General features: G+C 71.7%; 13 protein-coding genes. 5 read left to right on the plus strand and 8 right to left on the minus strand.

Translation table 11 applies throughout. The features are described 5' to 3' along the window. The 3 genes from QSJ97_RS17620 to QSJ97_RS17630 all read left to right on the plus strand — a co-directional run. Positions 1-659 (plus strand): hypothetical protein (locus QSJ97_RS17620; protein WP_285673346.1); only part of this gene is annotated, 659 nt, incomplete at its 5' end. Between the two features lie 4 nt (positions 660-663). Further along, the gene (locus QSJ97_RS17625; protein ID WP_285673347.1) at positions 664-1119 is read left to right on the plus strand and encodes a hypothetical protein; all 456 of its coding nucleotides are present in this window, start codon (positions 664-666) and stop codon (positions 1117-1119) included. 98 nt (positions 1120-1217) lie between these two features. Then, the gene (locus QSJ97_RS17630) at positions 1218-1640 is read left to right on the plus strand and encodes a hypothetical protein (protein ID WP_285673348.1); all 423 of its coding nucleotides are present in this window, start codon (positions 1218-1220) and stop codon (positions 1638-1640) included. 12 nt (positions 1641-1652) lie between these two features. On the opposite strand, the gene QSJ97_RS17635 is transcribed toward QSJ97_RS17630, so the two are convergent. Further along, the gene (locus QSJ97_RS17635) at positions 1653-2849 is read right to left on the minus strand and encodes a hypothetical protein (protein WP_285673349.1); all 1197 of its coding nucleotides are present in this window, start codon (positions 2847-2849) and stop codon (positions 1653-1655) included. A 75-nt stretch (positions 2850-2924) separates the two neighbouring features. Beyond that, positions 2925-4055: a carboxylate-amine ligase gene (locus tag QSJ97_RS17640; RefSeq protein ID WP_285673351.1), complete on the minus strand. Its 1131-nt coding sequence runs from the start codon at positions 4053-4055 to the stop codon at positions 2925-2927. Between the two features lie 133 nt (positions 4056-4188). Here QSJ97_RS17640 and QSJ97_RS17645 point away from each other — a divergent pair, with 133 nt between their 5' ends. Then, complete coding sequence (locus QSJ97_RS17645) at positions 4189-5880, plus strand: thiamine pyrophosphate-binding protein (RefSeq protein ID WP_285673352.1); 1692 nt, start codon at positions 4189-4191, stop codon at positions 5878-5880. A 203-nt stretch (positions 5881-6083) separates the two neighbouring features. Here QSJ97_RS17645 and QSJ97_RS17650 read toward each other — a convergent pair whose 3' ends face one another. The 5 genes from QSJ97_RS17650 to dapA all read right to left on the minus strand — a co-directional run bounded on the left by QSJ97_RS17650 (position 6084) and on the right by dapA (position 9992). Continuing rightward, positions 6084-7088, minus strand: a complete 1005-nt coding sequence (locus tag QSJ97_RS17650) for an OmpA family protein (RefSeq protein ID WP_285673353.1) — start codon at positions 7086-7088, stop codon at positions 6084-6086. Positions 7089-7105: 17 nt separating this feature from the next. Next, the gene (locus QSJ97_RS17655) at positions 7106-7828 is read right to left on the minus strand and encodes a GNAT family N-acetyltransferase (protein ID WP_285673355.1); all 723 of its coding nucleotides are present in this window, start codon (positions 7826-7828) and stop codon (positions 7106-7108) included. 1 nt (position 7829) lies between these two features. After that, positions 7830-8309, minus strand: coding sequence for an SsrA-binding protein SmpB (gene smpB, locus QSJ97_RS17660; RefSeq protein ID WP_285673356.1), 480 nt, complete (start codon positions 8307-8309; stop codon positions 7830-7832). A gap of 69 nt (positions 8310-8378) precedes the next feature. Further along, positions 8379-8999, minus strand: coding sequence for a hypothetical protein (locus tag QSJ97_RS17665; RefSeq protein WP_285673358.1), 621 nt, complete (start codon positions 8997-8999; stop codon positions 8379-8381). 114 nt (positions 9000-9113) lie between these two features. After that, positions 9114-9992, minus strand: a complete 879-nt coding sequence (gene dapA, locus QSJ97_RS17670) for a 4-hydroxy-tetrahydrodipicolinate synthase (RefSeq protein WP_285673359.1) — start codon at positions 9990-9992, stop codon at positions 9114-9116. A gap of 209 nt (positions 9993-10201) precedes the next feature. Between dapA and QSJ97_RS17675 the strand changes: the two genes are divergently transcribed. After that, on the plus strand, positions 10202-11818 hold the full coding sequence (locus QSJ97_RS17675; RefSeq protein WP_285673361.1) for a lytic transglycosylase domain-containing protein: 1617 nt from the start codon (positions 10202-10204) through the stop codon (positions 11816-11818). A 167-nt stretch (positions 11819-11985) separates the two neighbouring features. On the opposite strand, the gene QSJ97_RS17680 is transcribed toward QSJ97_RS17675, so the two are convergent. Beyond that, complete coding sequence (locus tag QSJ97_RS17680) at positions 11986-13035, minus strand: NAD-dependent epimerase (RefSeq protein WP_285673362.1); 1050 nt, start codon at positions 13033-13035, stop codon at positions 11986-11988. Positions 13036-13051 lie beyond the last annotated feature (16 nt).

Genomic DNA, 13051 nt, shown 5'->3' on the forward strand with positions numbered 1-13051 from the left:
GATCGCCGCCGGCCTTCGGGCCGCCGCGTGAGAGCCGCATGAGCTGCAAGCCGCCGTCCGGGAGACCGGGCGGCGGTTTTCGCATGGCACTTCCCGCCTTCCCCTGCGGCCCCGCCGGTGGCATGCTCGCCGGGGTTTCTCCGGGGCATTTCCAGCGGGAGGATTGCATGGCAGGGGCGAGGACGGCGGAGCGGCAGGCTGTGCCCGGGACCATTGCGTCAGCGCATCGGGATCTTCGGCGCGCAGCGGACGCCGCCACCGCGCCGGCCGATTCGGGCTCCACGCGCTGCGCCATTGAGATGGCCGGAGCCAGTGCCCACCTCGCGATGACCAGCCGCAGGACCGGACCGCACGGTGCCATTGTCGCGGCACCGGCGAAACGCCTGGTCGGCCTCGGGCGAGACGGGAAGCGGCTCGAGGGCGTGGCCTATCCCACCGGCGAGGTCCCAGGGGGCATCGACCGGCGGGGTCGCGCGGGCGTGCGCCGCGTGGCAGGGGCCGGGAGGCCCGCCGGCCCGCCGGCAAGGGTGAGGACGGCCGGCGGCGCCAGTGCGGCGGCGCAAAGGGCGAGGGCGGTGACCGGGCCGATGCGGGTCTGCGACCCGGCGGTGACGGTGCTGGCTGCGCCGGCGGAGTCCGCCGCCTCGGCGAAGGTCTGAGCGGATGCGCGGGCACCTTCTCGCGGCAGCTCTCCTTCTGGCGCTGGCCGCCTGCGTGCCGCAGCGGGTTGCAACGGCGCGTCTCGGCGAGGCGCCGGCGGTTGCGGGGGGCGTGTTCCATCCCGGCGGCTCGACCCTCGTGATCGCCGCAGAGCTGCACGAGACCCCCGAGGGGCGCATGATCTGCGGCGCATGGGTGGGTGACGGCCCCGAGGCGCGGGACTATGCCTACCAGGTGCTCGGGGCCGGGATCGTCTTCGTCGGCGGGCGGCGGGTGCTGCAGAATATCGGCTTCATGGCGCAGGAGCGCGGCCCGCTCGGCCCCGGCGCTTTCGCCGGCTGCGCTGCAGTGGCGGGCCCGCCCGGCCCGGTGACGCTGCGCCTGCCGCGGATGATCGTCAACCGCGACTGCGACGACTGGGGCGGCTGCGACATCACCAGCTTCCGCCAGATCCGCTGAACCCCGCAAAGCCCGCAAAGCCCGCAAAGCCCGCAGGGATTGCTCCGGGCAGGGCACAGGCGCAAGCTGCCGGCATCGGGCTCCCGAGGAGACATGCCATGACCCGCCGCATCGCCGCCGCCCTTCTTGCCCTCGCGCTGCTTGGCCCCGCCGGTCCGGCGCTGGCCTGCAGCTGCGCGGCGCCCTCGGGCACGCCGGCGGAGCTGACGGCGTCCGGCGCCGTGGTGGTCCGCGCCCTGGTCACCGGCGAGGAGATGCCCGCCGGGCGCCCGAAGCTCACGCCGAGCAACCTGCTGCGCCACTATGCACTCCGAATCGAGGCTGGGGTGAACTATGCCGGGCCGGCGGAGATCCGGGTGGCGACGCCGCTCGACGGCGCCGCCTGCGGTGCCCGGCTCGGGCCGGGGCCGCAGCTCGTCCGGCTCTACGGCGCGGCGGGCGACTGGCAGATCAATCTCTGCGGCCAGGTCTCGCTCGATGTCGGGCGCTGGGACGCGCTGCTCGCGCCCCTGCCCGAGTGAGGCTGGCGCGGCTCAGCCGTTCAACCCGACGATCATCTGCTGCGTCTCCTTCAGCTTGGTGGTGATCGTGCGGACATCCTTCACCGTGGCGTCGTCCTGCCCCAGCGCGATCTCCACGTCGCGCTTGAGCCGGGCGAAGCTGCTCTGGGAGAGCAGGTCCTTCGGCCAGGTCTTGCGCTCGGCGGTGAGCTTCTTGTGCTGCGCGGCGGCGGATTTCGCCGACTTGGCGAAGCGCTCGACCAGGGTCTTGAGGCTGCGGGCAAAGGCGGTCGCCTGCTTGCCCCCGTCGGACGGCGTGCCGGCACTGCGGATCGCGTCGCGCAGCGAGCTCAGCTCGGCGGAGATCTGGTTGAGGTTGCCCTTCACGCCCTTGTTGGCCTCCATGAAGAGGCGGCAGCTGCGCTCGATGGTCTCGGCCAGCGCCGCGGTCTCGTCGATCCGGCCCTCGATGATGCCGAGGAGCTGGTTCTCCGCCTTCATCGCGTCCTTCATCTCGTAATCCATGTCCTGGATCACGTTGACGATCTTGTCCTTGCCGAGCTCGGCATCCTTGCGCAGACGGTCGACGGCGCCCGGGTCGGCCGCTCTCGCCATCGCGGCCTGGAGGTTCCTGTAGGCCGTCTCCGCGGGCTTCTGCAGCTTGCCGAGCTTGCCATAGGCCGCGCTCGCCTTCTGCATCGCCGCCGTCGCAATCTTGCCGGCGGCCTCGAGCGCCGGCTTGTCGGCCTTCTTCGAGGCGGCGATGGCGGCCTTCTTGGCATCCTCGATGCCGCCGATGGCGGTGTAGATCTCCTCCTGCAGGTCCGCCGCCTCGTCGAACAGCCTGCCTATGGTGTCGAAATGCCCGCGGACCTCGCGCTCGGCCTTGCTCGCCAGCTCGTCGAAGTTCTTCCGGATCGCCTGGATGCGCTTCAGCTCCTCCGGGAAGGTCTTCTTCCTGTAGGTCTCGAGGCAGGCCACGGTGTCCTTGTGGAGCCTGGCGTTGCAGGCCTTGATCGCCGCATCCGCCGCCGAGGGCAGGCGCTTCGACAGCAGCGCCACCGCGGTCTCATAGGCCTTCTCGGCACCATTGGCCGGCCAGGTCTCGAAATCCTTGAGCGCCGTCTCGTATTCCCCGAGCACCTTGCCGAACCCGGTCGACTTCAGGGTTTTCGCCTTGTTCTTGCGCCACCACTTCTGTTCAAGCTCGGGCTTCGCATTCGCCTTCATTCAATGTCTCCCTACATACACACGCACGCCGGGTGATTGTCGGCATCGAAAAATCATGAATCAAGATTCTCCGGGTCAGTCCGGCACGAAATCCTCGATCAGTGCGTCGACCACGGCACAGAGCGCCTCCTCGCGGCTGGCGCCGGCCTTCTCCGCCTCGGCCCGCACCGCGCGCTGGCGCATGGCGGAGCTGCCGCGCTCGGCGATCCGCCGGGCATGCACCAGCTCGCGCCGGCAGCCGAGATCCTCGGCATCCGCGCCCACGAGGTCGATGATCTCCTCGATCAGGTCGCCCACCGGGGCCAGCTCGCCGCGGCCATGGTCGATCAGCCGGCCGGCGCAGCCATAGCGCTGCGCGCGCCAGCGGTTCTCGCCGATCAGGGTCGCGGGATAGATCCGCCAGCGCTGGTTGCGCGCCCGCAGCCGGTAGAGATAGGCCAGCACCGACTGGTAGAGCGCCGCCACCGTCACCGCATCCTCGAGCCGCGAGCAGACATCCGTGACCCGCTGCTCCAGCGTCGGGAACTTGTCGGACGGGCGCACGTCCCACCAGATCTTGGTCGCGTCCTCGATGCAGCCGGCCGAGACCAGGTGCCCGACCATGCGGCGATACTCGGCATGGGAGCTCATCTGGTCCGGCAGCCCGGTGCGCGGCAGCGCGTCGAACACCGTCAGGCGATAGGAGGCGAGCTTGGTATCGGTGCCCTCCCAGAACGGCGAGGAGCAGGTCAGCGCCAGCAGATGCGGCAGGAAATAGGCGACCTGGTTCATCAGGTCGATGCGCAGGTCCTCGTCCTCGATGCCGATATGCACATGGCAGCCGCAGATCAGCATCCGCCGCACGGTGAGGCCGAGATCGTCCTGCAGCGCATCGTAGCGCGGCTTGCGGGTGTGCGACTGCTCGCGCCATTTCGCGAAGGGATGCGTGGAGGCCGCGATCGGCGCATAGCCATGGGCCTCGGCCGCCGCCGCCACCCCCCGACGCAGCGTCGCCAGCTCCGCCGCGGCATAGCCGACGCGCTGGTGCACCCCGGTGCCGACCTCGACCTGGCATTGCAGGTATTCCGGGCTCACCTTCTCGCCGATCTCCTCGGCCAGCGCGACGAGGAAGTCCGGCGTCGGCTCGCGCACCAGGTCCCGGCTCTCGCGATCGACGATGAGGTACTCCTCCTCGATCCCGATGGTGAAGCTCGGACGGTCGATCATCGGCGGTCCCCCCGCATGGCCTCCAGCAATCCTGACCGCGCCCGCCCGGCCGGTCAATCGCGCCGCCGGCCGCCCGGCGTTGACAGCCGCCCGGCGCCCATGCGCAACTGCGCGCAAACCGAGGGAGGGCATGATGGCCAAGACGGGCGCGGAGCTGTTGGTGGAGGCGCTGGCGGCGCAGGGCGCGCGCACCGCCTTCGGGGTGCCGGGCGAGAGCTATCTCGCGGTGCTCGACGCGCTGCATGACAGCCAGATCCGCTTCGTGCTCGGGCGCCACGAGGGCGGCTGCGCCTTCATGGCCGAGGCCTGGGGCAAGCTCACCGGGCAGCCCGGCATCGCCTTCGTCACCCGCGGCCCCGGCGCCACCAATGCCGCCATCGGCGTGCACACCGCGATGCAGGACTCGACGCCGATGATCCTCTTCATCGGCCAGATCGAGACCACGATGCGCGAGCGCGAGGCGTTCCAGGAGATCGACTACCGCGCCTTCTATGGCGGCGTCGCGAAATGGGCGACCGAGATCGACAGCGCCGACCGGGTGCCGGAGATAGTCGCCCGCGCCTTCCACGTGGCGCTCTCGGGCCGCCCCGGGCCGGTGGTGGTGGCGCTGCCGGAGGACGTGCTGACCGGGCTCAGCGAGGCCCGGGTGCATCCCCGCCCGATCCTGCCGCCCTGGCCCGGGCTCGCGCCCGAGGCGCTCGCCGAGGCGCAGCGCCTGCTCGCCGGGGCGGTGCGCCCGGTCGCCTTCATCGGCGGCGGCGGCTGGGACATCTCCGGGCGCGACGGGCGCGCCGCGCTCGCCGCCTTCACCGCCTTCGCCGAGGCCGCGCAGATCCCCATCGTGGTCGAGTTCCGCCACCAGGACCTGATCGACAACGGCTCGCCGGCCTATATCGGCGATGCCGGCTTCGGCATCGCGCCGCATGTCCGCAAGGTGCTCGACGAGGCGGATCTGGTGCTCGCGGTCAACATCCGCTTCGGCGAGACCGATACCGATGGCTACAGCCTGTTCGGCCTGCCGACGCCGCGCCAGAAGCTCGTGCATGTGCATCCCTCCGACGACGAGCTCGGCAAGGTGCTGCAGGCCGATCTGGCGCTGCACGGCTCGCCTGCGGCCTTCCTCGCGGCGCTGTCGCGGGCCGACACGGCGCATGACCCGTCCCGCGCGGATTGGGCCGCGGGCGCGCGTGCGGGCTACGAGGCCAGCTTCGATCTGCCACCGCAGCCCGGCCGGCTCGATCTCGGCGCGGTGATGGCGCATCTGCGCGCGGTGCTGCCGGAGGATGCCATCGTCACCAACGGCGCGGGCAATTTCGCGATCTGGCCGGGGCGGCTGCTCCGCTACGGGCCGAAGCACCGGCTGCTCGGGCCCGAGGCCGGTGCCATGGGGGCGGGGCTGCCGGCGGCGGTGGCGGCACGGCTCGCCTGCCCGGAGCGGCTGGTGCTCTGCTTCGCCGGCGACGGCGACATCCAGATGACCATGACCGAGCTCGGCACCGCGATGCAGGCCGGCGCGCAGCCGGTGGTGCTGGTCTTCAACAACGGCAGCTACGGCACGATCCGGATGCACCAGGAGAAGACCTATCCCGGCCGGGTCAGCGGCACCGAGCTGGTCAATCCGGATTTCGTCGCCATCGGCCGGGCCTATGGCATGCATGCGGAACAGGTCGAGACGGCGGAGGCCTTCGCGGAGGCCTTCGCCCGCGCCCGCAGCTCGGCCACCGGGGCGCTGCTCGAGCTGATCGTCGACACCGAGGCGCTGACCCCGAAGGCGACGCTCAGCCAGATCCGTGCCGCGGCGGAGGCCCGCAAGGCCGGCGCCTGAGGCGCCCCTGACCCCGCCTGCCTTCGAACCGATACCCGGGCGCCGTGTTTCGCCCGCCTCCGGGGGCCTGCCGGCCCCCTCCGGCGCCCGCGAAAGCCCGCCCCCACCCCCACCGCCGCCTTGCGCGCTGTGCGCGCAAGGCGGCGGTGGGGGTGGGTTGCCGGGCAGTCCGGCCTCGCCGCGGCCGGGCCGGCCGGGCTGCGTCAGCGCAGGACGATCTCCACCCGGCGGTTGCGGGCACGGCCCTCGGGGGTGGCGTTGGAGGCACGCGGTGCGAGGAAGCCGATGCCTGCCGCCTCCATCCGCCCGGCGGCGACGCCGCGGGCGATCAGCGCCTGGCGCACCGCTTCGGCGCGGCGTTTCGAGAGGGCGCGGTTGGTCGCGAGGCTGCCCTCGTTGTCGGAATGGCCGACGATCAGGACCTCGAGCGCCGGGTTCGCATCGAGCAGCCGCGCCAGCCCGTCGAGCGCCGGGGCGGAGGCCGCGCCGAGCCGGGCACCGCCGGTGTCGAAGCTCAGCCCCTCGACCGGCACATGGCCATCGGCGGTGAGCCGGGCCAGCAGGTCGCCGCCCGCCGCATCGCCGCCGCCGGTCTCGGCAGCCGCGTCATGGGGCAGCTCGGTGCCGCCGGTGACCTCCGGCGCCGGCGCCTCCGGGGGCACCTCGAGCGGGGCCGGCAGCGCCGCGACGGCCGCCGCCTCCACCCGCACGGTCTGGATGTGGATGCGGCCGAGCGCGCGGCTCGCCAGCACCGAGGCCCAGGCGACCGGGGCGCCCTGCCCGCCGGGTCTACGCGCCGAGAGCTGCGCGAAGGCGGCGGCATCCACCACCATCTGCGGCGGCGGCAGCAGCGCCACCCCGAACCGGAAATCGAGCCCGCCACAGGCCGCGCCGGTGCAGTCGAGCAGGATCTCCCAGCCCCCGGCGCGCAGCAGCTCGCGATAGGCCGCCATCACCCCGGCGAGGCCGTCCTCGCCCGCCGGCATCCGGTAGCCCTCCCAGATCACGTGTCCGTTCAGCATGCGGGTCGGCTCCGCCGCGCCGCCGAAGGGCGCGACGGGGATGTCGTAGCGGTCCGCCTGGCGCTCCACCCGCGCGGTCAGCGCGGCACCCTCGGGCACCGGCAGCACCGGCGGATCGGCGGCGGCAGACCCCGCGCCGAGCACGACGGATGTCGCAAGCGCCCCGATCCGCGCATGCCAGACCATGTCTCGCCTTTCGCCGCTCACCCCGCGCGGTAATGATAGCGCGCGGCGACGCCCATCCCCAGCTTCGCATAGAGCGCACGGGCCGGGGCGTTGGCCTCGGTGACGGCGAGCGCCAGCACCTCGGCGCCCTGCTCCGCCGCCCAGTTGGCCGCGCCGCGGAGCAGCATCTCGCCGGCGCCCCGACGCCGCGCCGCCGCCAGCACCTCGACCGCATGGAGCATCGCCACCGCGCCGTCGCAGGCGATGAAGCCGACCCCCACCGGGCGGTCGCCGATGCGCGCGATCAGCGTGATGCGCGGTCCGGCGGCGCGGGCCATCACCGCGAGGCGCCCGGGGCCGATGCCGCCGGCCGCCCAGATCTCCTCGACCAGCGCGATCGGTGTCGAGGCACGGATCACCCGGGCAGTCTCGTCGCGGTCGTCGGTCAGGCTCACGACCGGCGCGACATGGACCACCGTCGGGTCCACCACCGCGAGCCCGCGGGCCTCGAGCGCGGCGTCGAGCGCCTCCTCGCCGGGCGAGAGGCGGAACAGCGGCCCCTGCCCCCAGGCGGCGAGCCCGGCCACCGCGGCGTCGATCTCCGGCACCGCACCGGGCCGCCCGGCCGAGGCCGCGGAGACCCGCTTGCCGCCGCCGGCGCCGCGGCGCAGCAGCCAGCCATCGGCGGCGCGGATCTCCGCCGGCGGCCAGGTCGCGTCGATGGCGGCGAGCAGGCGCTCCGCGCTCGGGGATGCGTTCATCTCAGCGGTCCCGCAGCAGGCGCGACTTCTCGCGCTCCCAGTCCCGCTTCTTCTCGGTGTCGCGCTTGTCGGAGAGCTTCTTGCCCTTGGCCAGGCCGATCTCGAGCTTGGCCCGGCCGCGCGCGTCGAAATAGAGCTTGAGCGGCACCATGGTCATGCCCTCGCGCCCCACCGCCTGGTGCAGCCGGGCGAGCTCGCGCCTGTGCACCAGAAGCTTGCGCCGGCGCCGGGCATCGTGGCTGAAGGCCGCCGCCTTGGCCTGGGAGAACTCCGGGATGTAGCTGTTGATCAGCCAGAGCTCGCCATCCTCGACGCTGGCATAGCTCTCGGCGATGTTGGCCTTGCCCTCGCGCAGCGACTTCACCTCGGAGCCCTGCAGCATGATGCCGGCCTCGAGGCTGTCCTCGATGAAATACTGGTGCCGCGCCTTGCGGTTCTCGGCGGCGAGCTTGTGGTCGAGCTTGGGTTTGTTCTGGGACATGACCGCGCCGATTTAGGCGAGCCGGGGCCCGTTGTCCATGCGGCGCGGTTCCGGGCGCGAAACCCGCGGTCAGGCGGGCCGGAGCCGCAGCACCTTCTTGCGCAGCAGGATCGCCTCCTTGATCTCCAGCTTCATCGCCTTGACGACCTTCTTCAGCAGCGTCTTGGCCTTCTTGACCGCGTTGTTCGCGTTGGTTACCTCGCCGACCCAGCTGACGATCAGCCGCAGCACGGATTTCAGCGCGTTGACCACCGCCAGCGCCGTGCCGAGCGGGTTCAGCGCCTCGAAGAACTGCTTCACCATCGCGAAGATCTCGCGCAGCATCTTCACATAGCGCATGAAGAGCCGCTTCATCACGTTGATGATCTTGTTCGGGTCGGCGGCGCTCCGGATCAGGTTGATGATCTTGTTGCCGAGGCGCAGCGCGCTCTTGACGATCTGCGGCACCCGCTCGAGCGCGCCGAACACGGTGTCGCGATAGCCGATGATCTTCTCGACCACCGCCTTGCCCACCTTCGAGGCGATCTCCTCGCCCTTGTTCACGACGTTATCGAAGAACTTGGTGGCAGACTTGAACTTGGAATCGATCTTCTTGAAGACGACCTTCCAGATCTCGAAGATCCGCTTCTGGTAGATCTCGACGGCCTTGAGGACCGGCGCGGTGGGGTCGTTGGCAGGTGTCGTTGCCATCTTCGCCTCCATCTCTTCCGCTTGCCGAACGGTAGCGGAAAAGATGAGGCGGCACAATGAGCCACCCGGGGCTCGCGGCCCCGGGGGCGCCCGGGTTGTCCGGGTTTGCGGCCGTCAGGCGGCGATCAGCCCGGCATGGACCATGGCGGCGCGGATCGCCTGCTTGACCGGCTCGGTCGCCTCCAGCAGCGGCAGGCGCACCGTCGGCTCGCAGCGGCCGAGCACGGAGAGCGCGTATTTCGCCCCGACCAGACCCGGCTCGAGGAACAGCGCGGTGTGCAGCGACATCAGCCGGTCCTGCAGCTCGAGCGCGCGGGCATAGTTGCGCGCCAGCGTCGCCTCCTGGAACTCGGCGCAGAGCGCCGGCGCGACATTCGCGGTCACCGAGATCGCGCCGACCCCGCCATGGGCGTTGAAGCCGAGCGCCGAGGCGTCCTCGCCGGAAAGCTGGATGAAGTCGTGCCCGCAGGCTGCGCGCTGCAGGCTGGTGCGCGCGACATCGCCGGTGGCGTCCTTGACGCCGACGATGCGCGGCAGCCTTGCCAGCCGGCCCATGGTCTCGGGGCTCATGTCCACCACCGAGCGGCCGGGGATGTTGTAGATCACGATCGGGATCTCGACCGCATCGTGCAGCGCATGGAAGTGCCGGTAGAGGCCCTCCTGCGTCGGCTTGTTGTAATAGGGCGTGACCACCAGCGCGGCATCGGCGCCTGCCGCCTGGGCATGGGCGGTGAAGCGGATCGCCTCGGTGGTGTTGTTCGAGCCGGTGCCGGCGACCACCGGCACCCGGCCGCGGGTCTGCTCGACCACGATGTCGATCACCCGCTCGTGCTCCTCGAAGCTCAGCGTCGGGCTCTCGCCGGTGGTGCCGACGGGCACGAGCCCGTGGCTGCCCTCGTCGATCTGCCAGTCGACCAGCGCGCGCAGGGCCTTCTCGTCGATCCCTTCCGCAGTGAAAGGGGTGACAAGCGCGGTAAGCGATCCTTTGAGCATGGCCTTGGCTCCGGGGCTGGCAGGGGGAGGGGTTATCCGCCGCTCATAGGGAGATTCGCGTCGATGGGCAAGCCATGCGCGGGCCGCCTGCCGCCCGGCCGGGCGAAACCTGTGGAGAACCCAGCGCTCACGGGGATTTCGGGGTGCGGCGCAGCAGCGCTGTGCTAGACTGCGCGCACAGGCAGAACGCGAACCCGGGAGCGCGCGCGATGCGAGCAGCAACGACAATAATCCTCACGATCCTCACCCTTATCGCCCCGCTGACCACGGCCATGGCGGCGGCGCTCGACCTTGCCGAGGCACAGCGCCAGGGCGCCGTGCTGCGCGAGGCGCTGGCCCTCGGCGCCGATGGCGACTGGCCGGCGGCGGAGGCCCGCGTGGCGGCGGTCTCCGATCCGCTGCTGGCGGATATCGTGCTCTGGCGCAAGCTCAGGGCCGGCGCCGGCACGCAGGGCGAATACCGTGCCTATGCCGCCCGCCGGGCGAACTGGCCGGGCCATGAGCAGCTGCGCAAGGCGGTGCTCGGCGAGGTGCCGCCGGCACGCTCCGCCGGGCTGAGCGGCGAGGCCGCGGAGAACTGGCGCGCCTTCTCCAAGGCCTACGGCAAGGACCGCGATGCCGCCGCCGCCCTGCTCGACCGCTATTCGGCGAGCGCCGAGGCCCTCGGCCAGCCCGCGCGCTGGGCCGACCGGCGTCGCCGCCTCGCCCGCGACGCGATGCGCGACGGCAATCCGGCGCTCGGCTACCGGCTGGCGGCGCAGCACCACCTCGGCCCGGGCGACGGCTATGCCTATGCCGACTGCGAATGGGCCGCCGGCTGGATCGCGCTGCGCGGGCTGAAGGACCCGGCCGCGGCGCTGCCGCATTTCGAACGCTTCGACGCCGCGGTCGACACCCCGATCAGCCGCGCCCGCGCCGGCTACTGGCTGGGGCGGACCCATGCCGCCCTCGGCAACGAGACAGCGGCCCGCGCCGCCTATGCCAGCGCCGCCGAGTTCCAGACCGCCTTCTACGGCCAGCTCGCCGCCGCCGAGATCGGCGCCGCGCCGGACCAGCGCCTCGCCGATGCCGCGCTGCCGGACTGGCGCACCACGCCGGCGCTGGCCACCGACGATGTGCGTATGGCCGCCGTGCTCTACTATGCCGGCCAGGAGGGCCTTGCTGCGGCGAGCTTCCGGCGCATCGGCCGCGGGCTGAACGACGAGACCGCGCTGGCCGCGCTCGGCGCCCTCTCGATCGAGATCGGCCAGCCGCAGGTGGCGGTGCGCGTCGCCAAGATGGCCGCGCGCAAGGGCATGCTGATCTTTCCGGCCTACTATCCCCTGCATGCCGTCGGCGGCGTGGTGACCGAGATCGAGCCGGCGCTGGCGCTCGCGGTGTCGCGCCAGGAGACCGAGTTCGACGCCACCGCGATCAGCCGCTCCGGCGCGCGCGGGCTGATGCAGCTGATGCCGCGGACGGCGCAGCTCGTGGCCCGGCAGATCGGCGAGCCCTACTCGCAGCGCCGCCTGATTACCGACTGGCGCTACAATGCCCGCCTCGGCAGCCGCTACATGGGCGACCGGGTGAAGCAGTTCGGCGGCTCCTACCTGCTGGCGGCGGCGGCCTACAATGCCGGCCCGCGGCGCGCCGAGGAATGGATCGCGGCCTATGGCGACCCGCGCCTCGCCTCGGTGGATGCGGTGGACTGGATCGAGACCATCCCCTTCCGCGAGACGCGCAACTACGTGCAGCGGGTGATGGAGGCACTCTATGTCTACCGCACGCGCATCGCCGGGCGCGCCGGGCCGATGACGCTGCCGGCCGATCTCGCGCGCGGCGGCTGAAGCCGGGCCCCCGCCGCCTGCCATGGGTGGGCTCTTGAAACCGTCGTCCAAAGGCGGAAGGTCGACAGGGTGGGGCAGGCGGCGGCCCTGCCTCGCGAAGGGGGCGGACCTCGCCCCCCCTTGCCCTACCTACCCATCATGTCCCGTTTCGGGACAGAAACCCGCTCTCAGCCGATGCCGTTGAAGCTCCGGTACCAGTCGACGAAGCGCGCCAGCCCCTCGCGCAGCGGCGTGTCCGGGGCGAAGCCGACCTCGCGCTCCAGCGCCGAGACATCGGCGAAGGTCGCCTCGACATCGCCGGGCTGCATCTCCACCAGCTCGCGGATCGCCGTCCGGCCGGTGAGCTCCTCGAGCATCGCCACCAGGTCCAGCAGCTGTTCGCGCCGGTGGTTGCCGATGTTGAAGACCCGGTGCGGTGCCCAGCTCGTCGCCGGGTCCGGCGCCTGCCGGTCGAAGCCCGGATCGGGCGCCGGCGCCCTGGGGATCAGCCGCACCACCCCCTCGACGATGTCGTCGACATAGGTGAAGTCCCGCTCCATCCGGCCATGGTTGAAGAGCCGGATCGGCCGCCCCTCGTACAGCGCCTTGGTGAAGATCTGGATCGCCATGTCGGGCCGCCCCCAGGGCCCGTAGACCGTGAAGAAGCGCAGCCCGGTCGCCGGCAGGCCGAAGAGATGGCTGTAGGAATGTGCCATCAGCTCGTTCGCCTTCTTGGTCGCGGCATAGAGGCTGACCGGGTGATCGACGCTGTCTTCCACGTCGAAGGGCAGCTTGGCGTTGCCGCCATAGACCGAGCTCGAGGAGGCATAGACGAGGTGCGTGGCCTCGCGGTGCCGGCATGCCTCGAGGATGTTGAGAAAGCCGGTGATGTTGGCGTCCACGTAGTCGTGCGGATGGGTCAGCGAGTGGCGCACCCCCGCCTGCGCCGCCAGATGCACCACCCGCCGCGGCCCGTGCCGCTCGAAGACGCCGGCGAGCCCCTCGCGGTCGGCCAGATCCACCCGCTCGAAAGTGAAGCCCGGCCGGTCGAGCAGCCGGTCGCGCCGAGCCTCCTTCAGCCGCGGATCGTAATAGGCGTTGAGATTGTCGAGCCCGACCACGGGGATGCCCGCGGCCAGCAGCCGCTCGGACAGGTGATAGCCGATGAAGCCGGCGGCGCCGGTGACGAGCACGGGCGTGTCGCGGCCGATCGCGGCCGCCCAGTCGGAATGGCTCATGGGGCGCGCCCCCTGC

It is taken from the genome of Paralimibaculum aggregatum, from assembly GCF_030270585.1.
GTDB classification, from domain to species: Bacteria; Pseudomonadota; Alphaproteobacteria; order Rhodobacterales; family Rhodobacteraceae; genus Thermohalobaculum; species Thermohalobaculum aggregatum.

Coding starts and splice junctions, on each gene's coding strand:
- QSJ97_RS17625 (WP_285673347.1), top strand. CDS start 664: ATGCGCGGGCACCTTCTCGCGGCAGCTCTCCTTCTGGCGCTGGCCGCC.
- QSJ97_RS17630 (WP_285673348.1), top strand. CDS start 1,218: ATGACCCGCCGCATCGCCGCCGCCCTTCTTGCCCTCGCGCTGCTTGGC.
- QSJ97_RS17635 (WP_285673349.1), bottom strand. CDS start 2,849: ATGAAGGCGAATGCGAAGCCCGAGCTTGAACAGAAGTGGTGGCGCAAG.
- QSJ97_RS17640 (WP_285673351.1), bottom strand. CDS start 4,055: ATGATCGACCGTCCGAGCTTCACCATCGGGATCGAGGAGGAGTACCTC.
- QSJ97_RS17645 (WP_285673352.1), top strand. CDS start 4,189: ATGGCCAAGACGGGCGCGGAGCTGTTGGTGGAGGCGCTGGCGGCGCAG.
- QSJ97_RS17650 (WP_285673353.1), bottom strand. CDS start 7,088: ATGGTCTGGCATGCGCGGATCGGGGCGCTTGCGACATCCGTCGTGCTC.
- QSJ97_RS17655 (WP_285673355.1), bottom strand. CDS start 7,828: ATGAACGCATCCCCGAGCGCGGAGCGCCTGCTCGCCGCCATCGACGCG.
- smpB (WP_285673356.1), bottom strand. CDS start 8,309: ATGTCCCAGAACAAACCCAAGCTCGACCACAAGCTCGCCGCCGAGAAC.
- QSJ97_RS17665 (WP_285673358.1), bottom strand. CDS start 8,999: ATGGCAACGACACCTGCCAACGACCCCACCGCGCCGGTCCTCAAGGCC.
- dapA (WP_285673359.1), bottom strand. CDS start 9,992: ATGCTCAAAGGATCGCTTACCGCGCTTGTCACCCCTTTCACTGCGGAA.
- QSJ97_RS17675 (WP_285673361.1), top strand. CDS start 10,202: ATGCGAGCAGCAACGACAATAATCCTCACGATCCTCACCCTTATCGCC.
- QSJ97_RS17680 (WP_285673362.1), bottom strand. CDS start 13,035: ATGAGCCATTCCGACTGGGCGGCCGCGATCGGCCGCGACACGCCCGTG.